Origin of the sequence: Terrisporobacter glycolicus ATCC 14880 = DSM 1288, assembly GCF_036812735.1 — a bacterium.
GTDB lineage: Bacteria > Bacillota > Clostridia > Peptostreptococcales > Peptostreptococcaceae > Terrisporobacter > Terrisporobacter glycolicus.
In genome coordinates this window covers 2881751-2905673 of the sequence record NZ_CP117523.1, presented here as the reverse complement: position 1 = coordinate 2905673, position 23923 = coordinate 2881751, and the positions used below count along the sequence as shown (strand labels likewise).

Genomic DNA, 23923 nt, shown 5'->3' with positions numbered 1-23923 from the left:
TAATAAAATATTTTAACACTTAGAAGGAATATAATTTTACAGTGTCGAATAAACCTAAAAGAGTAAGGATATAAAAAAATTAAAATAAGAAAAACTTATTATTGGGGGGAATTTTAGTGAACGAAAAGATTAAAATAGTATTAGCAGATGATAATAAAGATTTTTGCCAGCTATTAAAGGAATATTTATCTAATGAAGAAGATATTGAAATATTAGGAATAGCAAAAGATGGTATTGAGGCTCTTGAATTAGTACAGAAAACACAACCAGACTTATTAGTATTAGACGTAATAATGCCACACCTAGATGGTTTAGGGGTAATAGAAAAATTAAATTCAATGGACCTTCCTAAACAACCAAAAATAATAGTTTTATCTGCTGTTGGGCAAGATAAAATAACTCAAACAGCTATAAATTTAGGAGCGGATTACTATATTGTTAAACCTTTTGATTTTGTAATATTCATCAATAGAATTAGAGAATTAGTAACTAATAAAGTTGTTGGTGGAGAACCAAAAATAAGACAAAATCAAGAAGTTCAAATGACAAGAAGTGATTATGTTAAAAATACAGGAAATATAGAAACAGAAATAACAAATATAATCCATGAAATAGGTGTTCCAGCTCACATAAAAGGATACTTATACTTAAGAGAAGCTATAAAAATGGTTATTGATAATGTAGAACTTTTAGGAGCAGTAACGAAAGAGTTATATCCAAGCATTGCAAAAAAATATAACACTACTCCAAGTAGGGTTGAAAGAGCAATAAGACATGCAATAGAAGTTGCATGGAGTAGAGGAAAGGTTGATACAATAAATCAATTATTTGGTTATACAGTACACAATACTAAAGGTAAACCAACAAACTCTGAATTTATAGCAATGATTGCGGATAAATTAAGATTAGAACACAGCATGGTTAAATAATTTTAAATTGATTAAAGTAAGCCTTCTAATTATTTAGGAGGCTTTATTTTTTGAGCGGAGTAAACTTTCAATGGATATAGATAAATAAAACTACCAGCATATGAAGGAGATACAAATATGAAAATAAACTTACCTCCAAAAGTAAAATACACAATAGATAAAATATATGAAAATGGTTTTGAAGCATATATAGTAGGAGGATGCGTTAGAGACGCTATACTAGGTATTAAACCTAATGATTATGACATAACAACTAATGCTACTCCGCAAATAATTAAAAGTATATTTAGTGACTTTAAATGTATAGAAACAGGAATAGAGCATGGAACTATAAGTGTAGTGATGGATGATGAAATATATGAAATAACTACATATAGAATAGAAGGTGAATATAAGGATCATAGAAGACCGGAAAATGTTGATTTTACAAGTAAATTAGAAGATGATTTAAAAAGACGTGACTTTACCATAAATGCCATGGCATATAATGAAAAAGAAGGATTGGTAGATTTATTTGGCGGCAAAAGTGATCTTCAAAATAAAATTATTAAAACAGTAGGAAACCCTAATGATAGATTTAATGAAGACGGCTTAAGGATGATTAGGGCCATTAGATTTTCTAGCAAATTAGATTTTCAAATAGAGATGGATACTCTTTTTGCTATTTACAATAATGCAGCAATAATAAAAAATATTAGTTTAGAGAGAATAACAGATGAATTTAATAAAATTATACTTAGCAACAAACCGGAAAATATTATATATCTTTTTAAAATAAGATTATTAAATAATTTAAACATAAGTAGTGAAGAAGATGAAAATAAAATTGAAAAGTTGTATAAAAAAATTAGTATATTAAAAGAAATTGATAAGACTTTGGTAAAAAGATTGGTAGTACTAGATTACTTAATTGAAAAGTTAAACATAAATTGTAAAATGTTTTGTAAGGAATTAGTATATTCAAAGAAAACAAATAAAAATCATGATATTATATTGAATTTAATTAAAGAAATTGACATTAAAAATTTAGATAAGATTAAAATAAAAAAAATATTAAATCAAATAGATAGAAAATTGTTTGAAGATTATTTAGATATAAATAGAGTAATTTATGAAGATGAAAAAAATCATGAAAAAATTATAGATATATTAAAAGAAATTGAAGAAAATAAAGAATGTTACACAATTAAAAATCTAAAAGTAAATGGAAAAGATATTATGGCCCAAGGCTATGAAAATAAAGCTGTAGGACAAGTTCTTAATTATCTTTTAGATGAAGTTATAATCAACCCTAATTTAAATAAGAAAAATTTACTTATTAAAAAAATAAAAGAAATATAACTAATTGTTTTTAATAAATTAAAAAACATATAATAATTTATAAAACTATAAAATATTTCCTTTGTTCTTAAATAATGTTATAATGTTATATGATTTTAATAAAATGTCGGAGGTTTTAATTATGAGAGTGGAAGCCCCTATTAAAGTAGATAGAAAAACAAAAAGGCTTGCGAAGAGACTTACAGGGGGAGAAATAGCAGTTATTAATCATATGGATATAGATGAAGTAGCGGCGAATTCTCTTGTAGAAGGTAAAGTCAAATTAGTAATTAACGCAGCTGAATCTATAAGTGGGAAATATCCAAATAAAGGGCCAGGAATATTAACAGATAAAAATATTTTAATTATAGATAATGTTGGACAAGAATTATTTGATGAATTAAAAGAAGGGCAAATAATAGAAGTAAACAATGGGCAAATCTATAGAGATGGACAACTTTTGGGAGAAGGTAGTGTATTAGACAAAGGAAAGGTATCTATAAAAATAAAAGAAGCTTATGATAATATGTCTGTAGAATTAGATAGATTCATAGATAATACTATAGAATATGCAAAAAAGGAAAAAGGCTTCATCTTAGGAGAAGTAGAAATCCCTAAAGTAAAAACAAAATACAAGGATAGACACGTATTAGTTGTAGTTAGAGGGCAAGATTATAAAGAAGACTTAAGTACAATAATTTCTTACATAGAAGAAGTAAAACCAGTGCTTGTAGGAGTAGATGGTGGTGCAGATGCTTTAGTAGAATTTGGATATGTTCCAGATGTTATAGTTGGAGATATGGACAGTGTTAGTGATGAAACACTAAAAAAAGCTGGTGAAATAGTAGTACATGCTTATGTGGATGGAAGAGCACCAGGTCTCAAAAGAATACAAGACTTAGGTCTTGATGCAATAGTATTCCCAGCACCAGGAACAAGTGAAGATATAGCAATGCTTACAGCTTATGAATATGGAGCTGAGTTGATTGTTGCAGTTGGAACACATTCCAATATGATAGATTTCTTGGAAAAAGGAAGAAAGGGTATGGCTAGTACATTCCTTGTAAGATTAAAAATAGGATCTAAACTAATAGATGCTAAGGGTGTTAATTTACTATATAAAAGTAAATTAAAAATAAAATATATTTGGGCTATGATAATAGCAGCATTATTCCCAGTATTAATACTTGCTTATTTATCACCAACAACACAGCAATTTATAAGAATAATACAATTAAAATTAAAATTACTATTAAATTTGTAATATATAAATTAGGAGGATTAATATGAATATAAATATGAAGTACTATATAGTTACAATTGGTGCTATATTTATAGCTTTAGGCGTAGGAATACTAGTTGGTTTTAACTTAAACTACGATCAAGCTTTAAGTAAACAGCAAAGCGAAGTACTTGAAAGTTTTAATGCAGAGTTTGATGACTTAAAAGAAAAAAATAAAAATTTACAATCTGAGATTGAATCTTTAAATGGAGATATAGAAGTGGCAAGAGAATACATTGATAAAAATATTAATGTATTAACTAAAGATGTATTAACAGATAAAAATACTGGAATAATACTAACGAATGAAAATAATGACTATAGTGAAGATGTAGAGAAATTAATAACAAATGCAAATGGAACAGCATCTTTTAATATAGTTGTAAAAGATAACATAAGTGATGAAGAAAAGTTAACTGCTTTATCAAAAGACTTAAATAAAACATTTAAATCATCACAAGATGTGATAAACTACATAATAAGTTCTTTAGGTAGTACAAAAGGATATGATCAATTATATGCCTTACAAGATTTAGGTGTAATAAAAATAAACAATATAGATGAGAAGAAATATCAAGATTATGATTCAGTAGTATTACTTGGAGAATTAACAGGAAAAGATGCAAAAGAAAAATTTAATGCAAAAGAAAAGTTAATTTTAGATGGATTAAAAGAAGAAAATAAATATTCAGTGGCTGTTTCTCAAAGTGATAGCAATCACGAAAATTTAAAATTATATTCAGAAAACAATATATCAACAATAGATAATATAAATGAAGGTATGGGAAAAATTTCTTTAACTACATTATTAAAAAATCAAAATACAGTTGGTCATTATGGAAACTCTGATGTAGCAAAAGAATTAATTGCTTACGAAAAATAACTAATAATTAAAGGAGAATAAGAAAATGAATCCTTATTTAAGTATAATAATACCAGCATATAACGAAGAAGATAAAATTAAGGATACACTAGAAAATATAAAGGACATTAAAGAAATAAGTGAGATAATAGTTGTAGATGATGGTTCTAGTGATAATACATCTAAAGTAGCTAAAGAAGTAAAAAGTGATAAAATAACTATTATAACTCAAGATCAAAATAGAGGTAAAGGTTATGCTTTAAACAATGGTTTAAAGGTTGCTATGATAAAAGCAGATATCATAGGATTTTTAGATGCAGACCTTGGAAGTTCATCAAAAGAAGTTGCAAAGTTAATAACACCAATATTGAATGATGAAGCAGATGTTATAATAGCAAAATTTCCTCCTGCAAAGAAAAAAGGAGGGCTTGGATTTGTTAAGGGTCTTGCAAAGGAATCAGTTCTTGAAATGACAGGAGTAGAATTAGATGCAACTTTATCAGGTCAAAGATTATTTAAAAAAGAAGTATTAGAAAAATTTGATGAAATTCCATTTGGATATGGTGTGGAAGTTGGAATGACCATAGACATATTAAAATATGGGTATATAATAAAAGAAGTACTAGTTAATATGACTCACAGTGAAACAGGAAGAGATTTAAAAGGCTTTATTCATAGAGGTAAACAATATTATCACATTAAGAAAGTACTAAGAGAAAAGAAAAAAGAATGGAGGTAATCTATTGTATTCATATGTATTTAGAGGGATAGTATTTTTATTAGGTTTAATAGGGACATACCTAATGATACCTTTATTCAAAAACTTACTTATCGATAGTAATTGTATAAGACCGAATTACAAAGGAGAAATGATACCTGTAAGTATGGGAATAGTATTTCTTCCAATGATAATAATAAATGGAATAATAGTGGCATTCTTTACTATAGATGCTATAAGTATGTTATGTCTATTTTTATTTATATTTGGAATGATGGCTATGTTCTTTGCAGGTATAATAGACGATACAATAGGAAACAGAGATGTAAGTGGTTTAAAAGGACATTTTAAAAGCCTTTTTAAAGGAAAACTTACAACAGGAGGATTTAAAGCCCTATTTGGTGGCTTTGTTGGACTTGTAATATCAGTATCAATATCTAAAAATATTACTGATATTATAATAAATACTTTAATAATTGCCCTATCTACAAATCTAATGAATTTATTTGATTTAAGACCAGGTAGAGCTATAAAAGTATATCTAGTAATTATGATTACCATATTTATAACTTTAACTGGATATATAAAAATACTCCCATTACTTATACTTCCCAATGTATTAGCATATTTTAATTTTGACTTAAAAGCAAAGGCTATGATGGGAGATACAGGTTCAAATGCGCTTGGGATATCAATAGGTATTCTTATGGCTTTTGGATACACTTTAAATGTAAGAATAGGATGGTTAGTATTTTTAGTATTAATTCATTTATTAACTGAAAAATTCTCTTTAACAAAGATTATAGAAAAGAACAAATTATTAAATTTTATTGATAGATTAGGAAGGTAATCTCATGATTAGTAAAAAAGTAGGAATAGTAGAAGAAATAGCTGATAGTAGTGAAGTACTAGATGATATAAGGGTTAATATTAATGGACAAATACAAAGAGCTTATAACTATCCTAAAATAACTGGAAAGGTAAATCTAGGTGATGAAGTAATACTTAATACTACAGCAGTTGAGCTAAGCCTAGGTACAGGCGGATATCACTTTGTTATAGCAAACCTAAATAACAAAGAATCTGATTTATCACCAAACGGACATATTATGAAGCTTAGATATACTCCTTATCAAATTAAAGTAGATGCTGTAGAAGATCATGAAAATAAATATCATGATATAATAAGTAGTTTTGAAACTTTAGATGATATGCCAGTTGTTGTGGGAACTCTTCATAGTATGTTAACTCCTTTTGTAGCATCATATAAAAGATATAATCCAAATAAAAAATTGGTATATATAATGACTGATGGAGCAGCTCTTCCAATTTATTTAAGTAAAAATGTTCAAAATTTGAAAGATAAAAAATTAATTGATAGTACAATTACTATTGGAAATGCTTTTGGTGGTGATTATGAATGTATAAACATATACACAGCTTTAATTACAGCAAAAGAAATAATAAAAGCAGATGCAGTATTTGTATCTATGGGGCCTGGAATAGCAGGTACAGGTACAAAATATGGATTTACAGGAATAGAACAGGGACCTATATTAGATGCAGTTAAAAAACTAGGAGGAAATCCTATAGCTATACCTAGAATAAGTTTTGCTGATTTAAGAGAAAGACATAGAGGAATATCACATCATGCAATAACTATATTTAAAGAAATTGTAAATGTAAATGTAAATATTCCAATAACTATTTATGATAAAGAAAAATTTGACCACATAAAAAAACAAGTAAAAGACAATAAATTATTCGATAAACACAATATTATTTATCTTGATAATAATAAATGTAGGGAAGACTTGGATTATTTTAACCTTAAAGTAAGAAGTATGGGCAGAAGTTACGAACAAGATAAGGAATTTTTTGATGCAGCAAGCACTGTTGCATATTACTTAATGGAGGTTTGTGATGATAACAAAGGAGACTACAGTAAGTAGTGATTTAATTTACACTGGGAAAACTATTAAACTTAGAGTTGATACAGTGGAGGTGCCTAACAAGGGATATCAAAAAAGGGAAATAATTGAACATAAAGGTGCTGTGGCTATAGTTGCCATAACAGATGATAATAAAATTGTATTAGTTAAGCAATATAGAAAAGCAGTAGAAAAGGAATTATATGAACTACCAGCTGGTAAAATTGAAATTGGAGAAGATCCTCTAGATTGCGCTATTAGAGAATTAAAAGAAGAAACAGGATATAGTGTAGATAGTTTAAAATTAATTCATAAGTACTATGCTACACCTGGTTTTTCTAATCAATTAGTCTTTATTTATCTGGCGAAAAATTTAATTCCAGGAGAAAGTCACTTGGAAGAAGATGAATTCTTAGAAGTTCATGAAATTGATAAAGATGAAGCCTATAACATGGTTATCAGTAATGAAATTTGTGACTCGAAAACTGTTATTGGAATATTATTAACTAAAGAATTAATATAAAGCATAACCTCCTCTTTTCCAACATAAATATATGTTAGGATAAGAGGAGGTTATAAATTTGAGAAAAACATTAAGAAAAAGAGATAGTTTGAGAATAAGTAAAGAAATAATTTATTTAAGTATTATCTTTATTATATTTGTTACAATAGGAACTTATTTAAATAAGATTTTTTCAAATGGACAAAACATAGTATTAGATAGTATAAATAATTTGAATGACTACTATAGCCATGGAAGTGATATAAACATAAGTGCTGTAGTTTTTTCTAATTTAAGAGAAAATATTATTTTTTTAGGGAGTATAGTATTATTTTCATTATTTGTATTTACTTTTCCCTTAGCTATAATAAGTTTTTTATTAAAAGGAATATCCATAGGCTATACTATTAATAGTTTAATTTTATTAATTAAACTAAAAAGTATAAAAATGATATTGATTATGGTAATAAAAAATTTTATTATAATACCAGGGGCAATATTAATTATTGCTGTGAGTTTTTACTATATTAAAAATATTTACGAAGAATATAAACGAGGAAGAAAAGAAGGGATCTTATTTTTAGGTAGAAGATACTTGTTAAATGGTATTATTATAATAGTAATATGTGTATTAGCTCAATTATTATTAAATGCAATTAGCATTGGTATTTTGCAATTCCTAGTAAGATAAAAGGAGTTATTTATGGAAGTTTTACAACAGTATATTGACTATATTAAATCCAAAAAAAAGTTATCAGAAAATACCATATGTTCATATTATACGGATATTAAAAAGTATCTAGATTACTTAAAGTCTGAGGATATTAAAGTTGAAGATATAGCAGAGTATGACATTATTAATTTTTTGGTAAACTTAGAAAAACAAAATATTTCTGTTTCTACAGTGTCAAGGGTAACTTCTTCTGTTAAGTCTTTTCATGAATATTTATTTTTAAATCGTATTACTGAAACTAATCCAGCTAATACTATAAAAAAGCCAAAGATAAAAAGAGAAAATATTGAAATTTTAACAGAAGAAGAAGTTGAAGCTCTTTTGAAGTTTCCTGATCTAAGCTGTCCTAAAAAAATAAGAGACAAAGCTATTTTTGAAGTGTTGTATGGAACAGGAATGAGGGTTTCAGAGCTTGTAGAATTAAATTTACAAGATGTAGACTTGGAAATTGATTATTTATACTGTAATACGGGTAAAAATCATAGAGTAATACCACTTTGTGAAATAACTAGAGTATATTTAGAAAAGTATATAAAAGAAGGAAGACCTAGTTTAGCCAAAACAGAAGAAGAAGCACTATTTGTTAATGCTCAAGGACAAAGGTTTACAAGACAAGGACTTTGGAAGGTTATTAAAAAATATGCTAATATGGCTAATATAAGTAAAAATATTAATCCGAGTATACTTAGACATTCCTTTGCTATACATTTATTGAAAGGAGGAGCAAATTTAGCTGTTGTAAGCAGAATATTAGGTAATTCAAACCTATCTAGCTTACAGCTATATTTAAACCAAATGGATAATAATGTTAGGAAGGAAATTAAGGACAAGCATCCAAGGAAAAAATAGGACATATAAAGGAGGAAATTTGTATGAGTAGAATAATATGGATGGTTATAGATAGTGTTGGAGTAGGTGCACTTAAAGATTCAGAGAAGTTTGGAGATATAGGAGTAAACACTTTAGGTAATATAGTTAAAAATCATAAAGATATAAAAATACCTAATATGGTTAAATTAGGACTTGGAAATATAGATGGAATAGACTATTTGCCAAAAGAAGTAAATCCAATGGGCTCTTTTGGTAAATGCGATGAGCTATCTTGTGGAAAAGATACAACAACAGGTCACTGGGAAATGACCGGAGTTTTAGTAGAACAGCCATTTAAAACTTTTCCAAATGGATTTACAAAAGAAATAATTGATGAGTTTGAAAAAAGAACAGGAAGAAAAGTTGTTGGAAATAAACCGGCTTCTGGAACAGCTATACTTGATGAGTATGGGGAACATCAAATGAAAACAGGAGATGTAATAGTTTACACTTCAGCCGATAGTGTGTTCCAAATAGCAGCTCATGAAGATATAATACCTCTTGAAGAATTATATAAAATGTGTGAAATTGCAAGAGAAATAATGATGGGTGATAATGCTGTAGCTAGAATAATAGCAAGACCTTATATAGGAAAGAAAGCTGGACACTTTGAAAGAACTTCTAACAGAAGAGATTACTCATTAAATCCATTTGAGCCTACAGTATTGGATACACTAAAAGAATCAAGCTTAGATGTTATAGGTGTGGGAAAAATAGAAGATATATTTAATGGACAAGGTATAACTGAAGCTATACATACTAAAGATAATATGGATGGCGTAGATCAAACTATAAATTATATTAAAAAAGAAAATAATGGAGTAATCTTCACGAACTTAGTTGACTTTGATTCAAAATATGGACACAGAAGAAACTCTTTAGGATATAAAGAAGCTCTAGAAGAATTTGACGCTAGAATACCTGAAATTATATCATCAATGAAAGAAGACGATATATTAATAATTAATGCAGACCATGGTAATGATCCTACTTACAAAGGAACTGATCATACTAGGGAATATATACCAGTACTTGTGTATGGTAAAAATATTAAAAGTGGAGTAAATTTAGGTATAAGAAAAAGTTTTGCAGATATAGGAGCTACTGTAGCAGATATTTTAAATGTTAAATTACCTGTTAATGGTGAAAGCTTTAAGAATGAAATATTACAATAAAATTTACAATATCTTAAAATAGAACAGATCTGTTTTTAAAGATCGTTTGCGACATAAAGTTATTCGTCAACATCTTGGTACAAGTAAAGTGAATTTTTAGGAGGCAATCATGAGAATATACGATATAATAAGAAAAAAGAGAGATAGAGAAGAATTGACAAAAGAAGAAATAGACTTTTTCGTAGATAGATATTCAAAAGGAGAAATTCCAGATTATCAAGCATCAGCTCTTTTAATGGCAGTATACTTAAATAAAATGAATAAGCAAGAAACTGCTTATTTAACAGAGGCCATGATGAATTCTGGAGAGGTAATGGACTTATCTGCAATAAATGGAGTAAAAGTTGATAAACACTCTACAGGTGGGGTAGGAGATAAGACTACAATTGCCTTAGCGCCTTTAATGGCAGCTTGTGGTGTTCCAGTTGCTAAGATGTCAGGTAGAGGACTTGGACATACAGGAGGAACGCTAGATAAGCTAGAAGCTATACCTGGATTTTCAATAGAAATGACTCCTAAGAAATTTATAGACTCAGTAAACGATATAAAAATAGCTGTTTGTGGACAAACAGCATCAATAGCAGTTGCTGATAAAAAAATGTATGCTCTTAGAGATGTTACAGCAACAGTTGATAATATATCTTTAATAGCTGCATCTATTATGTGCAAAAAACTAGCTTCTGGAGCTGATGCTATAGTTTTAGATGTTAAAACTGGAGATGGAGCATTTATGAAAACTTTAGATGACTCTTTTGCATTAGCTAAAGAAATGGTAGAAATAGGAACAGCTATGAATAGAGAAACTATTGCCATAATAAGTGATATGGATGAACCTTTAGGAAGTGCTGTTGGGAACTCTTTAGAAGTTATAGAAGCTATAGAAGCATTAAAAGGAAGAGGGCCAAAAGACTTTATGACACTTTGTAAGACATTAGGTGCATATATGTTAGTATCATCCAAGGTAGCTTCTGATTATGAAGATGGAGTAAAAAGAATAAATCAAGTTCTGGAATCTGGTTTAGCTATAGAAAAATTCAAAGAATTCGTTGCTAATCAAGGTGGAAATCCTGACATAGCTGATGATTACGCTTTATTACCTAAAGCAAATCATATTATTGAAATAAAATCTGATAAAACAGGTTTCATTGATAAAATAGAAGCAGAAGCTGTTGGAGTAAGTGCCATGATACTTGGTGCAGGAAGAGAAACAAAAGAAGATGAGTTAGACTTAAGCGCGGGTATAATTTTAAAGAAAAAAGTTGGAGACTTTGTAAATGAAGGAGATATTTTAGCTTTAATGCACTTTAATAGAGAAAGTAAATTTGAAGATGCTAAGAAAAGGTTTAAAAATGCTTATATAATAGGTGAAGAAAAAGCAGAACCTAAAAAACTAATATATGGTGTTGTGACAAAAGATGGAATAAGTAAATTCTAGTTAAATGTTTAAAAAAGCTTAACTTGTAAAAAATAAAGTTAAGCTTTTTTTAATTTTTAATATGTTGAATTAAACAAAGTGAATTTTTTAATTTACGACATTTTTATTGAAATATTTTAACCTTAGATTTATAATAAAAAGGATATAAAAGAGATAAGGAGTTAGCAACTTATGAATCTGAACAATGACAAAGGTAAAAAAATTGTAGTTTTTATAATTGCAGTTTTAATTTTAATTATTGTGACAACTTTTGTAGTTATTCAACAAATGGGTCCATATAATAAGGGGAATAAAGAAGATATTGTGATTGATATTCCAACAGGGTCTACTTTAAGCCAAGTTACGGATATATTAAAAGAAAACAATTTAATTAAAAATAAAACTTTATTTAAATTATATGTAAAAGTAAGTAATAATTCTTCAAAGATTAAATCTGGAAAGTATTTATTTAATCAAACTTATTCAAATAAGGAAATAATTGAAGATTTATCTGAAGGTAAAATTTACAACGATGGTATAAAAATAACAGTTCCAGAAGGATCTACTTCTTTTGAAATTATGGATATTCTTGTTAAAAATAAATTGGGTGAGAAAAAAGTTTATGAAAAGCTTATAAATAACCCAAAAGAATTTAAGGAGAAATTTAAATTCCTAGATGATGAAAAGATTAAGTCTTTAGAAGGTTTTTTATATCCAAGTACTTACTACTTTAGTGAAAAGCAAAGTGAAAAAGAAGTTTTAGAGCACATGCTTGAAACTTTTAACTCAAAGTATACTGATAAATTACAAAAAAAACAAAAGGAACTTAATAAATCTTTATATGAAGTAGTTAACTTGGCATCTATAGTAGAAAAAGAAGCAGTACTCGATGAAGATAGACCAATAATAGCTAGTGTATTTTATAATAGAATAAAAATAAACATGCCATTACAATCTGATGCAACAATTCAATATATTTTTAAAGAAAGAAAGAAAAGTATAACTTATAATGATTTAAAAATTGATTCTCCATATAATACCTATAAGGTTGCAGGTTTACCACCTACACCTATAGCTAATCCTGGTATAAAATCTATAGAAGCAGTTTTATATCCAGACAATACAGAGTATTTATATTTTGTGGCAACTATAGAAGGTGGAAATAATTATAGTAAAACCTATGAAGAACATGTAAAAAATGTAGAGAAATACAGAAAAGATAGAGAAGAAAGAAATAATAGTTATTCTACAGATAAATAGGGTAAGTATATTATTGATAGTTTGTATGGATTATGTCTTGAAAATTCGAGACATAATCCTATTAATTTGAAGAGAGCAAGTTAAGTAATAAATTAAGGAGTGAAAGAATTGAGTAATATTGTAAATAATGAAGTTGAAAGATATATAAGAGAAACACTAAAAGATAAAGAAGGTTTATTAAAAGAGTTAGAAGAATATGCAGCAGAGTATAATGTACCAATTGTTCATAAAGAAGTATCAGATTTATTGAAAGTTTTATTAAAAGTTCAAAAGCCAAAGGTTATACTTGAAGTAGGCTGTGCAATAGGATACTCATCTATTTTATTTTCAACTTCTACAAATGGAGAAGCTAAGATAATAACAGTAGAGAGGAATGAAAAAATGATTGAACAAGCAAAGAAAAACTTTGAAAAATCAGGATTTGATAATAATATTACCTTATTAGAAGGGGATGCTGAAGAATTATTAAAAAATGTTGAAGGCGAATTTGATATGATTTTCTTAGATGCGGCTAAAGGTCAATATAAATTATTTTATGATTTAGTAATAGATAAACTTAAAGTTGGTGGTCTTTTGATTTCGGATAATATTCTTTACAAAGGTATGATTGCTGACGATGCTCTTGTAATGAGAAGAAAAAAAACTATTGTAAAAAGAATGAGAAACTATTTAAACTATATATGTAATTGTGACTACTTAAATACATCATTAATACCAATTGGAGATGGAGTAGCTCTAAGTTACAAGGAAGCAGAAAGGGTTGAAGAATAATGTTAAATTTAGAATTATCATCCTTTGCAAAAGATTTGGCAGGATTGAAAGTTGCTCTTGAATGTGGAGCGGATAGTGTATATATTGGTGGGCAAACTTTCGGAATGGATACTATTTCAAATAAATTTTCTATGGAAGAATTAGAGGAAGGTATAAAATTTGCTCATGAAAGAAATAAAAAAGTTTATGTGACCATATCTTTATTGCCACATAATAATGATTTTGTTAAGTTAGAAGAATATTTATTAAAGTTAAAGGATATGAAAGTAGATGGGTTAATATTATGTGAGCCAGGTACTTTAGAAATAGTTAGAAAAGTAACACCTAATATGAAAATTCATATGGGAATACAAGCTAATATTTACAACTATGAAACAGTAAGATTTTATTATGACCTAGGTGTTAAAAGAGTTGTGCTTGCTAAAGAATTAGGACTTAGGGATATAATTGAAATAAGAAAGAATGCACCATTAGATTTAGAAATAGAAGCTTTTGTTCATGGCTCAATGGTAATGTCATACTCAGGAAGAAGGTTATTATCAAATTATATGACAAGTAAAGATGCTGGAAAATATGATGAGGAAAAACATTATAACTTAGTTGAAGAAAAAAGACCAGGTCAATACTGTCCAATATATGAAGATGAAGGTGGTACGATCTTCTATGCAGCAAAAGACTTATGTATGATTGAGTTTATACCAGAACTTATTAAATCTGGTGTTACTATATTGACTGTAGAAGGACATCTAAAATCTAATGAGTATACTGAAAAGGTAATAAAAGTATATAGAAAAGCTATTGATGAATTTATAAAAAATTCGGATAACTGGCAATTTGATAAAAATTGGTTAGAAGAATTAAAAAACATAGATCATAGATACTTAACAACGGGATTTTATTTAGAAGAAAATATAGACTATACAAAATAGTAATATTAAAGTGCACAATTATGAAAATAAATGTGCATTTTTTAATATTGTAATTATTAGATAATATTTATGGGTATGATAAATAAAGAGTATGAAAAGACAATAAAATAGTAATGTATTATTATAAAAGTTAAATATAAATAGTATAGATTGAATTGTGTCAAAAAATTTATTATAATACATTTATAATATAAAGGACGGAGAGTACAAAATTATGGAAAATAAAAAAGAGGAAATTTTAAATAAATTATTAGTTCAATTATTTAATGATATTTTACATATTGAAGAAAAATCAATGAAAAATACGGAGTTTGCTAATTTATCTATTACGGAAATACATACTATAGAAGCAATAGGTAAAGAAGGAAATAGAACAATGGGAGAAATTGCACATGATTTGAGAATTACTGTTGGAACGCTAACTACAGCGATAAATAGACTGATTAAAAAAGGTTATGTGGAACGAAAAAGGATTGAAGAAGATAGAAGAGTAGTACTTGTTAATTTAACTGAAAAAGGAGAAGAAGTATTTAATGTCCATAGTATCTTCCATAAAGAAATGATAGATGCTATATTAGAGGCGTTTAAAGGTGAAGATTTAGAAATATTAACAAAAATTTTAGGAAAAGCAAGCAGATTCTTTGAAAGAAAATATGAAAGCTTCCAATAGGGAGCTTTTTTTGTGCTCAAAAATAAAACATGATTTCAAATATAAAATTTACCATTACAGTATTTTTTTTCTTTTAGTTGTCAAAAATAATTACAAATGATAAGAGGTGATTGGATGACAAGGAAGAAAAAAAATACATCGAATAAATTAATAAGAAGAAGGATAAATTGTTTTTTTATTGTTTTTTTATTATTGTGTGTTTATCTAATTTATGAAATATCAAATTTAGCAATATTTAAAAATAAAGAATATGAAAGTAAAGTAGAGAGCCAAAGTTTAGAAACAATAAATTTAAATAGTGGAAGGGGAATAATTTATGATATAAATAATTTGCCTCTTACAGATAAGAAAAAAACTAAAGTATTGCTTGTACCAAAAGATATAATAAGTGGTAATTATCAAAATGTATCACTTATAAAAAAAGCAACAAAATTAACTGAAGAAGATATTTATAAAGCAGTACAAGAACAGATATCAAATGAAATTATCGAAATAGATATTGATTATATTGATGAAAGTAAAATAGACGAATTAAAAGAGAAAAATATCTCAGTAAAAGAAAAAACTATTAGATATTCAGATAATAGTTTACTAACGCATTTAATAGGATATGTAAAAAAATCAGAAAACAATGGAGTTAGTGGGATAGAAAAATATATGAATGAAGAACTAAAAGATAGCAATAGAAATTATGTATCTGTATTTAAAGCAGGTGTAAATAATAAAGGTCTTAATTACTTAAAGGGAAGCATAGAAGAAAGTTCAAGTGGAGAAAATTCTTCACATCTTAAAATAAGCATAGATTCTAAGATACAAGAAAAAGTAGAAAAAATTATGGATAAAGAAGAAAATCCTAGTTCAGTAATAGTATCAGATATTAAAACAGGTGCAATTTTAGCAATGTGTTCTAGGCCAAACTTTGATCAAAATGAAATATCTGATTATAGTGATAGTGCAAAAGGTGAGCTACAAAATAGAGCTCTAGCTGTTACCTATCCTCCAGGGTCTGTATTTAAGCTAGTAGTACTATATGCAGCACTTGAAAATAATGCAATAGATGAAAATTACAGATATAACTGTAATGGTAGTGCACAAATAGGAACTTCAGGCAAAGTTTTGAATTGCAATAATAATGTTGCTCATGGTTCAGAAGATGTTAGCGATGCATTGGCTAATTCTTGTAACTGTGCATTTTATGATATAGCAAAACGAGTAGGTAGTGAAAAGATATTTGAAGCCATAAAAACACTTCATTTAGATGAAAAAGTAGATATAGGGATAGATGAAGAAAAAGATTCTAAAATACCTGAAGATATAGCGCTTAGTAATTTAGCAATTGGTCAGGCTAATATAGAGTTTACCCCACTTCAAATTAACCAACTTACTCAAGCGATAGCTAATAATGGAACATATATGCCACTATATATATATGATAGTATTATAAATAATAATAAAAACACGATAAAAGAATATAAATCTAGTAAAAAATCAGAAATAATATCTCCTTATACTATGACTAGAATTAAAAACATGATGATGAAAGTATCAAAAGTTGGTACAGCAAAAGCATTATCAGATTTACAAGGAGGATGTGGTGTAAAAACAGGTACGGCTCAAAGTAGTTTAGATGGAAAGGATATATCACATGGATGGATAACAGGTTTTTATCCAGAAATAAATCCTAAATATGCCATAACAATTATAATTGAGGGAACAGAAAAAGAAAGTAAGTCAGCAACTCCAACTTTCAAAGAAATCTGTGAAAATTTAAAATAAATTTAACGAAGAGTAGTCAACTTTACCAGGTCACTTTCATATAATTTAGAGTGACACCTAAAAAAGGGGGTGGCCTGTTGACTATTCTAAAATCATTCGAAAAACCATTAACCCCTGAAGAAGAGATACATTATTTATCTTTATTAAAAAACGAAAATAATCAAGAAGCTAAAGAAGTTTTAATAGAGAGAAACATGAGATTAGTTGCTCATATAGCAAAAAAATATAATAACTCTAATGAGGACCAAGATGATCTTATATCAATAGGGACCATTGGTTTGATTAAGGCCATAGAGACATTTAAAGTAGATAAGGGAACAAGACTAGCAACTTATGCATCCAAATGTATAGAAAATGAAATTCTAATGAATATCAGAACTAATAAAAAGAATAAGGTGCAAGTTTCTCTTCAAGACCCTATTGGTGTAGATAAGGAAGGGAATTCCATTAGCTTAATAGATATATTAGGTACTGAACCTGATTATGTAATAGACCAGGTTGAATTAAAAGTACAAATAAGTAAGCTTTATGAAAAGTTGGATAAAATTCTCACAGATCGAGAAAAAGAAATTATTCAATTAAGATATGGACTTACACCTTTGGGATATAAAACTCAACGAGAAATATCTCAAAAACTTAACATATCACGTTCTTATGTATCAAGAATTGAAAAAAAAGCTCTTAAAAAGTTGAGAAAAGAATTAAAATCAGAAAAAAGCCTTGAATAAGGCTTTTTTTGTCGTATATAACTTTTTTGCTTATATCCAGAAATTGACAAAATATTTAATATAATTATGATAATATAACTTATATGATAAAAAAAGAGAAAAAATATGAAGTTTATACTCAAGAATCGTGTTTTTTAGTAATGAATCAAAATGTATGTAATTTACAAATAAATAAATTATTACTGCTGTCATACTATAAAGGGGGGAAACTTTATGATTCTAAATGAATATGGTGAATTACTGTATTTATTAAAAATTATTACTAACATTGCTATACCATTATTGTTAATATTTATATATAAAATATCAAAAGACAAAAGTGTATTTTTAATACTGCCATTATTTTTTTTAGAACTATTAATAATGCAATTAAAAGAATATAATATTAGACCAATAATGAACTATATAGCTGAAATATCATTTGTAATAATTTTTCTAAAACTTCTTATATTATTTCAAATAAAAATAAAAAGTAAAAGTAATTTGAAAAAATATATTATTCCTGTAATATTTACTATTGGTCTAGTATATACTGCGCTTTATGGTTCGATGATTATGGATGGAATATATGATATATTAATCAACTTATGCATTTTAAGTATTATATGTATTAACGTTATATATATAAAACATAAAGAAAACGAATTGAACAAAAATAAATTTCGTATGAATAAGCAGTATATCTCAAGAACAATAAAAGAAATAGAAGATGAAACTTATGTTCAAAACTATATGAGGGAAGAAATTAAAACTGTTAATGATAAGTTATCTAGCATTGTTGAAGTAATTAATATTCCTATAATAATTTTAAATGCCTCTAATTACAAATGTATTTTTAAAAATAAGTATTTTGATGAATTCATAATTGAAAATAATTATAATGTTAAAAATTTTGACTTTAATGATTTTATAAGTAATGAGTTGAATAAAGATCCTAAAAAGATATTTGCTAAAATAAGCAAGATGGATTTTGGTAAAGAAAATTTTTTACAAATAGAATTTGTTAATAAAAAATATAAGTTAGTTTTAGTAAAAGACTATTTTGAAGGTGGGGAAAGAATAATTTGTGAATTGAAAGATATTACTGAGATATCTATTGAAGAAGACAAATTGAAAAAAAGTGAATTGAGATACAAAACTTTAATGGATATATTAAGTGATGGTGTACTTATTCACGATGGAGATAATATTAGTTATATTAATAAAATAGGACTAGATATTTTTGATTTAGACTCATCTATAAAAAATGTTTGGACTATGGACAAAATAGAAAAAAGAATAAGCAAAGATAGTAAGGATGAGTTTTTACATAATATATTTATTTTGAAAAATGGTGTTAAAGAGCAAGAAAAAAGCCAACTTGAATTAGAAAATGGGAAAATTATAGATTTTATTTCCTCAACTTTTAGATTAAATGGCAAAAAAATGATATTAAGTATTGCTAGTGATTGTACAGAACATGAAGTTGCATTGAATAAACTTGATGAAAATAAAGAGACTTACTATGGGTTAATTCAAACTTTGCCAGAAGGAATTATATTGGTGAATAAATATACAAAAAAACAAGTATACACTAATAAATACATGATGAGACTATTAAAAGATATGGGAGTAGATAACTTCAATAAAATAATAGATACATATTTAGAAAATAATGAAGAAGTTAATTTTAAAACTTTTTACATGAATCAAGAAAAAAATAAAAAAATATCAATAGCTATAGAGCAAGTACCAAAACAAGATAATCTACTTGTTATAGTAAGAGATTTAGAAATTGAACAACAACTAGAAAGTGTATATAATAAACTTCAAATAATAAAAGAAAGAAATAAGTTTAAAACTGAATTTTTAACAAGGGCTTCCTCTATTATAAAGAAACCAATAAACACTATATTTGAAGTCAATAAATTTTTAGACAATAATAAAGATATATATAATTATGATGGAGTAAGAAGCTACACTAAAACAGTTAAACAAAATTCTTACAGATTAAAGAGACTGTTAAACAACATAGAAGAAATAAGTAAAATAGAGGCAGGTATATATTATAGAGATTATAAAATTTATGATATAGTAAAATATCTAGAGGAACTTGTACAATTATGTAGAGAATATACAAAACCTAAAAACTTAGATATAACATTTGAAAGTAATAAAAGAGAAGTTCTAATTTTTATGGATAAAGAAAAAATTGAAAAAATTATACTTAACTTATTGTCTAATGCAATAAAATTTACAGAAAAAGGTGGGAAAATAAAAGTATTATTAAAAGTAGATAAAAAAGATATAACAATAGCTATTAAAGACAACGGCAGTGGAATACCTAGTAATAAGCTTGATTTTATTTTCGAAAACTTTGAACAAGTTAATAGATCTTTATCTAGAACAGCAGAAGGAACAGGGGTTGGCTTGTATCTTGTTAAAAAATTAGCTTTGGTTCATCACGCCAAGATTCAGGTTAACAGTAAAATAGGATATGGAAGTAAATTTGAAGTAATACTTAAAGGTAATTACTTGGAAAGTACTAAAGAGAATAAGCATAAACTTGAAAATATTATAATAGATAGAGAATCTATTGACTTAGAGTTTTCTGATATATATCTGGCTTAAGGCTTAAAAATAGGAGGGGGAGAAATGAATGGTTTTATTGTAAATTTGAATACACTAACGATTTCCTTATTCTTATGTGTTTTTTTTATTATTTTATCTAGTATAGGTACTAGAAAGAGCAAAAAAAATATAATTCAACTAGTATTAATAGGAACCATTCTAACAATGAAAGTGTGCTATTACTTAAAAAGAATAGCAGCAAACATTATAATTTCTAATGATTATAATTTATTTTACATGTTTTTAGTAGGAGATATAATAGTACTAATATTATTTTATCTTATATCTAATGACGAAAAGATAAGTTTACATAGAAAAATTATTTTTTTTATAAATTATGTGGTTTGCATATTTTCATTTTATTTAAGCCTTAATAATATACTTGATAATTTAAATAATTTTATGATTATAAGTCTTATTATAGGAAATATATACTTGTTTTATAGTAAATATCCTAAGGTGATACAGACTATTTCACTATATTATATTATTAATTTTATGTTAGTACTTCAAAGTCATATTATTAACTGGCTTATATATAGCAATATAATTCTAGATTTATTAATTGTTTCACTTATATTCTTTAAAACATATATAATTTATATTGAACAGCCTAGCATCAAATATTCTAAAACAGAAAGTAATTTAAATAGAAGTGCCATAAATATGAAATTATATGATGAAAGATTAAATAATTATAGAATAGTTAATAAAATACTGCAAGATGACTATGATTTAAAAGAAAAAAACTTGCATATTCTTCTAGGACAGTTTAAGAAAAGTGCACTATTAATTGACGAAGATAATTACATCATTAATAATGATGTTGTTTTTAAAACTATGTTTAGTTCATATAGAGACTATAATACAGCAATAAAACTAGATGATTTCTTAAATGACAATATGATAGAAAAAGAAAAATTTTTAAAGAGTATAGAAGATGCAAGATATTATAGTAAAAGTGTAATTACGGAAGTAACAATAAAAGATGGTAGGATTTTTGAATGTGTAATTTCTTTATATGAAGAATATGAATCTTCAAAAGTAATTTGTATATTATCTGATATAACATATGAAAAAAAAATGGCATTAAAGATACAAGAAAATGATGTAAAGTATAAAAAGATAGTTGAAAATATACCATACTCTATAATATTAGAGAAAAATAAAGAGATAATTTATAATAATTATAAATTAGATATAGACTTAGATAATAGTGATATTAAAAATATTATTCTAAATAGTGCTACAAAAGGTGAAATTAACTATATTGATGATGACAGCAAAGAAATTTCGTTATTTATAGACAGGTTAAAATTTATTGAGGATAATGAGGAAATTAGCTTAATTGAAATAAAGGATATTTCTAATTATAAAAAGTTACTTAATAAATTAGAAATGAGTACAAATCAATATAAAACTTTAATAGATACTATACCAGAGGCCATATGTGTACTAGATTATGAAAGTAAAGAGTTTGAGTATGCAAATGATACTTTCTTTGAATTATTTAAGATTCAAGATATAGAGAATATGGACTTGGATGAAATATATAATGACATAGCAATTAGTTCTGGTAATATAAACGAAAATATTAAATATATAAGAAAAACCCTAAAGGATGGATACGGAGGATTAATTAATATTGAAAGTAGTGTGGTACTTATTAATATTAATAAATCTACTAAAATGGTATTAATAATTAGAGATATTACAGAAGAAATTAAAGTAGAATCAATGAAAAAAGAAATTTTAGAAAGTGAAATTATTAATAAGGATAAGGACGATTTCTTTATTAATATGTCACATGAACTATTAACGCCGGCGAACTTACTTCATAGTAGTAATCAATTTATAGAAAGAAATTGTAAAGATGTTATAAAAAGAGAGCCTAATGGGGAGTTTGCCAATTCTATATTAGTTATGAAGAAACATGTGGAAGTTTTGATCACATTAATTAATAAAATTATGGAACTATCTAAGTTAGAAGAAGATAACCATAATGAAAGCAATGAAATTTACGATATAGTATCTTTGTGTGAAGATATAGTTACTCAATTAAATAAGTATACTGAGTATAAAGGCATTAATATAGTATTTGATACAGATGAAGAAGAAATATATACGAAATTAGATCCAGATGATATGACTAAAGCTATTCTTACCTTATTGTCTGTGGTAGTAAAAAATTCTAGGATAAAAAGTACAATTGATTTTAATATAAAAACTAAAGTAGATAAAGTAATAATTACAATAGAAAATTTTAAAAGGTATAACTATGAGCAATATCTTGATAATTATGAAGAAAAAATTCTTAATTTAAGCATGTCTATTGCAAAGTTAATTGTAAACAAATATAAGGGAAAAGTAGACATGAAAACTAATAAAGATGATTGTATATTAATAGAAATGGAACTTAATATTGAAAAAAATATTAACGATGGTGAAAAAACTATTAAAGTAATTGATGAAAACTTTATCTATAATGAATATAAGAAAATATGTGATTTATAGTTACAATAAGAAGTATAAATTACTAAAGATATGATAATAAACATAATAAAGGAGCTACTATGAATATAAATTCTAATACAAAATTAATAGGTCTTTTTGGACAACCAGTAAGTCAAAGCTTTTCACCAAGCATACATAATTTCTTATCACAAAAATATAAAAAAAATAATATTTATATGTGTTTTGAAATAGAAAAAAATAACTTGGAAAGTGCAGCACAAAGTATAAAAACTTTTAATATGAAAGGTTGCAATGTAACAATTCCTTATAAAGTAGATATAATCTCATACCTAGATAAAGTAGACAAAAATGCACTACTTATAGGAGCTGTAAACACAATAAAAAATGTAAATAATGAGTTAGTAGGCTATAACACAGATGGTATAGGATTTATAAAATCTTTAACAGATGAAGGTTATGATTTAAAAAATAAAAAAATAATTATTTTAGGAGCTGGAGGAGCTTGTAGAAGTATAGCAGTAGAATTGGCTAACAAAGAAGTTTCTTATATTGAAATTAGAAATAGAAGTGAAGAAAATGCGAAGAATATTTGTAACTTAATTAATAGTAATTTCTTGTCAAAAGCCGACTATGACACAAATCCAGTAGAAGAAAATGATTTGAAAAATTTTGATATTTTAATCAATACTACGCCTATAGGAATGGAATCTAAGGACTGTCCAATAGATGTTAATATAAATCCACCTAAAAATTTACTAGTTTGTGATATTGTATATAAGCCTCATGAAACTGCATTATTGTCTTGGGCGAAGAATAAGAATTTAAATGTTGTTTATGGCATTAATATGTTAATTAATCAAGGATTATTAGCTTATGAAATATGGGAAAATATAAAAGCAAGTGAGGACGATCTTGAAGAAATAAAGAATATATATTTCAATTCACTAAAGTAAAAATTTAGGAAGGAT

General features: G+C 26.4%; 21 protein-coding genes. All 21 read left to right on the top strand.

The features are described from left to right. Positions 1-101: 101 nt before the first annotated feature. The 21 genes from spo0A to aroE all read left to right on the top strand — a co-directional run bounded on the left by spo0A (position 102) and on the right by aroE (position 23908). Complete coding sequence (gene spo0A, locus TEGL_RS14360; RefSeq protein WP_026255020.1) at positions 102-929, top strand: sporulation transcription factor Spo0A; 828 nt, start codon at positions 102-104, stop codon at positions 927-929. 117 nt (positions 930-1046) lie between these two features. Next, positions 1047-2270, top strand: a complete 1224-nt coding sequence (locus tag TEGL_RS14355) for a CCA tRNA nucleotidyltransferase (protein ID WP_018589757.1) — start codon at positions 1047-1049, stop codon at positions 2268-2270. Between the two features lie 121 nt (positions 2271-2391). Further along, positions 2392-3513, top strand: a complete 1122-nt coding sequence (gene steA / locus TEGL_RS14350; protein WP_018589756.1) for a putative cytokinetic ring protein SteA — start codon at positions 2392-2394, stop codon at positions 3511-3513. A gap of 22 nt (positions 3514-3535) precedes the next feature. Next, a complete protein-coding gene (locus TEGL_RS14345; protein WP_018589755.1) occupies positions 3536-4414 on the top strand; it encodes a copper transporter in 879 nt (292 codons plus the stop codon). Between the two features lie 25 nt (positions 4415-4439). Beyond that, positions 4440-5132: a glycosyltransferase family 2 protein gene (locus TEGL_RS14340; protein ID WP_018589754.1), complete on the top strand. Its 693-nt coding sequence runs from the start codon at positions 4440-4442 to the stop codon at positions 5130-5132. 64 nt (positions 5133-5196) lie between these two features. After that, positions 5197-5961, top strand: coding sequence for a glycosyl transferase (locus tag TEGL_RS14335; protein WP_081617856.1), 765 nt, complete (start codon positions 5197-5199; stop codon positions 5959-5961). A 4-nt stretch (positions 5962-5965) separates the two neighbouring features. Further along, positions 5966-7063, top strand: a complete 1098-nt coding sequence (locus tag TEGL_RS14330) for a DUF3866 family protein (protein WP_018589752.1) — start codon at positions 5966-5968, stop codon at positions 7061-7063. Then, the gene (locus TEGL_RS14325) at positions 7035-7565 is read left to right on the top strand and encodes an NUDIX hydrolase (protein WP_018589751.1); all 531 of its coding nucleotides are present in this window, start codon (positions 7035-7037) and stop codon (positions 7563-7565) included. Before TEGL_RS14330 ends, TEGL_RS14325 begins: the two co-directional genes overlap by 29 nt. Positions 7566-7623: 58 nt before the next feature. Beyond that, entirely contained in the window at positions 7624-8235 is a 612-nt protein-coding gene (locus TEGL_RS14320; protein ID WP_018589750.1) for a stage II sporulation protein M, read from the top strand. Positions 8236-8247: 12 nt separating this feature from the next. Beyond that, the gene (locus TEGL_RS14315; protein ID WP_018589749.1) at positions 8248-9126 is read left to right on the top strand and encodes a tyrosine-type recombinase/integrase; all 879 of its coding nucleotides are present in this window, start codon (positions 8248-8250) and stop codon (positions 9124-9126) included. A gap of 23 nt (positions 9127-9149) precedes the next feature. Next, complete coding sequence (locus tag TEGL_RS14310; RefSeq protein ID WP_018589748.1) at positions 9150-10322, top strand: phosphopentomutase; 1173 nt, start codon at positions 9150-9152, stop codon at positions 10320-10322. 109 nt (positions 10323-10431) lie between these two features. Further along, positions 10432-11757: a pyrimidine-nucleoside phosphorylase gene (locus tag TEGL_RS14305; protein ID WP_018589747.1), complete on the top strand. Its 1326-nt coding sequence runs from the start codon at positions 10432-10434 to the stop codon at positions 11755-11757. 171 nt (positions 11758-11928) lie between these two features. After that, positions 11929-12996 carry an endolytic transglycosylase MltG gene (gene mltG / locus TEGL_RS14300; RefSeq protein ID WP_018589746.1) on the top strand — a complete coding sequence of 356 codons (1068 nt, stop codon included), beginning with the start codon at positions 11929-11931 and terminating at the stop codon, positions 12994-12996. 108 nt (positions 12997-13104) lie between these two features. Next, positions 13105-13767, top strand: coding sequence for an O-methyltransferase (locus TEGL_RS14295; protein WP_018589745.1), 663 nt, complete (start codon positions 13105-13107; stop codon positions 13765-13767). Beyond that, entirely contained in the window at positions 13767-14696 is a 930-nt protein-coding gene (locus TEGL_RS14290) for a peptidase U32 family protein (protein ID WP_018589744.1), read from the top strand. The genes TEGL_RS14295 and TEGL_RS14290 overlap by 1 nt, the downstream gene beginning before the upstream one ends. Before the next feature lie 214 nt (positions 14697-14910). Continuing rightward, the gene (locus TEGL_RS14285) at positions 14911-15366 is read left to right on the top strand and encodes a MarR family winged helix-turn-helix transcriptional regulator (RefSeq protein ID WP_018589743.1); all 456 of its coding nucleotides are present in this window, start codon (positions 14911-14913) and stop codon (positions 15364-15366) included. Between the two features lie 114 nt (positions 15367-15480). Further along, on the top strand, positions 15481-17142 hold the full coding sequence (locus tag TEGL_RS14280; RefSeq protein ID WP_018589742.1) for a peptidoglycan D,D-transpeptidase FtsI family protein: 1662 nt from the start codon (positions 15481-15483) through the stop codon (positions 17140-17142). A 77-nt stretch (positions 17143-17219) separates the two neighbouring features. Continuing rightward, entirely contained in the window at positions 17220-17870 is a 651-nt protein-coding gene (gene sigK / locus TEGL_RS14275; RefSeq protein WP_018589741.1) for an RNA polymerase sporulation sigma factor SigK, read from the top strand. 213 nt (positions 17871-18083) lie between these two features. Beyond that, a complete protein-coding gene (locus TEGL_RS14270) occupies positions 18084-20480 on the top strand; it encodes a PAS domain-containing sensor histidine kinase (protein WP_018589740.1) in 2397 nt (798 codons plus the stop codon). 24 nt (positions 20481-20504) lie between these two features. Continuing rightward, positions 20505-22994: a PAS domain-containing protein gene (locus tag TEGL_RS14265; protein ID WP_018589739.1), complete on the top strand. Its 2490-nt coding sequence runs from the start codon at positions 20505-20507 to the stop codon at positions 22992-22994. A 59-nt stretch (positions 22995-23053) separates the two neighbouring features. After that, the gene (gene aroE, locus TEGL_RS14260) at positions 23054-23908 is read left to right on the top strand and encodes a shikimate dehydrogenase (RefSeq protein WP_018589738.1); all 855 of its coding nucleotides are present in this window, start codon (positions 23054-23056) and stop codon (positions 23906-23908) included. The last annotated feature ends 15 nt before the right edge of the window (positions 23909-23923 follow it).

Coding starts and splice junctions, on each gene's coding strand:
- TEGL_RS14305 (WP_018589747.1), top strand. CDS start 10,432: ATGAGAATATACGATATAATAAGAAAAAAGAGAGATAGAGAAGAATTG.
- TEGL_RS14285 (WP_018589743.1), top strand. CDS start 14,911: ATGGAAAATAAAAAAGAGGAAATTTTAAATAAATTATTAGTTCAATTA.
- TEGL_RS14340 (WP_018589754.1), top strand. CDS start 4,440: ATGAATCCTTATTTAAGTATAATAATACCAGCATATAACGAAGAAGAT.
- TEGL_RS14330 (WP_018589752.1), top strand. CDS start 5,966: ATGATTAGTAAAAAAGTAGGAATAGTAGAAGAAATAGCTGATAGTAGT.
- aroE (WP_018589738.1), top strand. CDS start 23,054: ATGAATATAAATTCTAATACAAAATTAATAGGTCTTTTTGGACAACCA.
- TEGL_RS14355 (WP_018589757.1), top strand. CDS start 1,047: ATGAAAATAAACTTACCTCCAAAAGTAAAATACACAATAGATAAAATA.
- TEGL_RS14310 (WP_018589748.1), top strand. CDS start 9,150: ATGAGTAGAATAATATGGATGGTTATAGATAGTGTTGGAGTAGGTGCA.
- mltG (WP_018589746.1), top strand. CDS start 11,929: ATGAATCTGAACAATGACAAAGGTAAAAAAATTGTAGTTTTTATAATT.
- TEGL_RS14325 (WP_018589751.1), top strand. CDS start 7,035: ATGATAACAAAGGAGACTACAGTAAGTAGTGATTTAATTTACACTGGG.
- TEGL_RS14315 (WP_018589749.1), top strand. CDS start 8,248: ATGGAAGTTTTACAACAGTATATTGACTATATTAAATCCAAAAAAAAG.
- TEGL_RS14280 (WP_018589742.1), top strand. CDS start 15,481: ATGACAAGGAAGAAAAAAAATACATCGAATAAATTAATAAGAAGAAGG.
- TEGL_RS14265 (WP_018589739.1), top strand. CDS start 20,505: ATGAATGGTTTTATTGTAAATTTGAATACACTAACGATTTCCTTATTC.
- TEGL_RS14345 (WP_018589755.1), top strand. CDS start 3,536: ATGAATATAAATATGAAGTACTATATAGTTACAATTGGTGCTATATTT.
- TEGL_RS14335 (WP_081617856.1), top strand. CDS start 5,197: ATGATACCTTTATTCAAAAACTTACTTATCGATAGTAATTGTATAAGA.
- steA (WP_018589756.1), top strand. CDS start 2,392: ATGAGAGTGGAAGCCCCTATTAAAGTAGATAGAAAAACAAAAAGGCTT.
- TEGL_RS14290 (WP_018589744.1), top strand. CDS start 13,767: ATGTTAAATTTAGAATTATCATCCTTTGCAAAAGATTTGGCAGGATTG.
- TEGL_RS14270 (WP_018589740.1), top strand. CDS start 18,084: ATGATTCTAAATGAATATGGTGAATTACTGTATTTATTAAAAATTATT.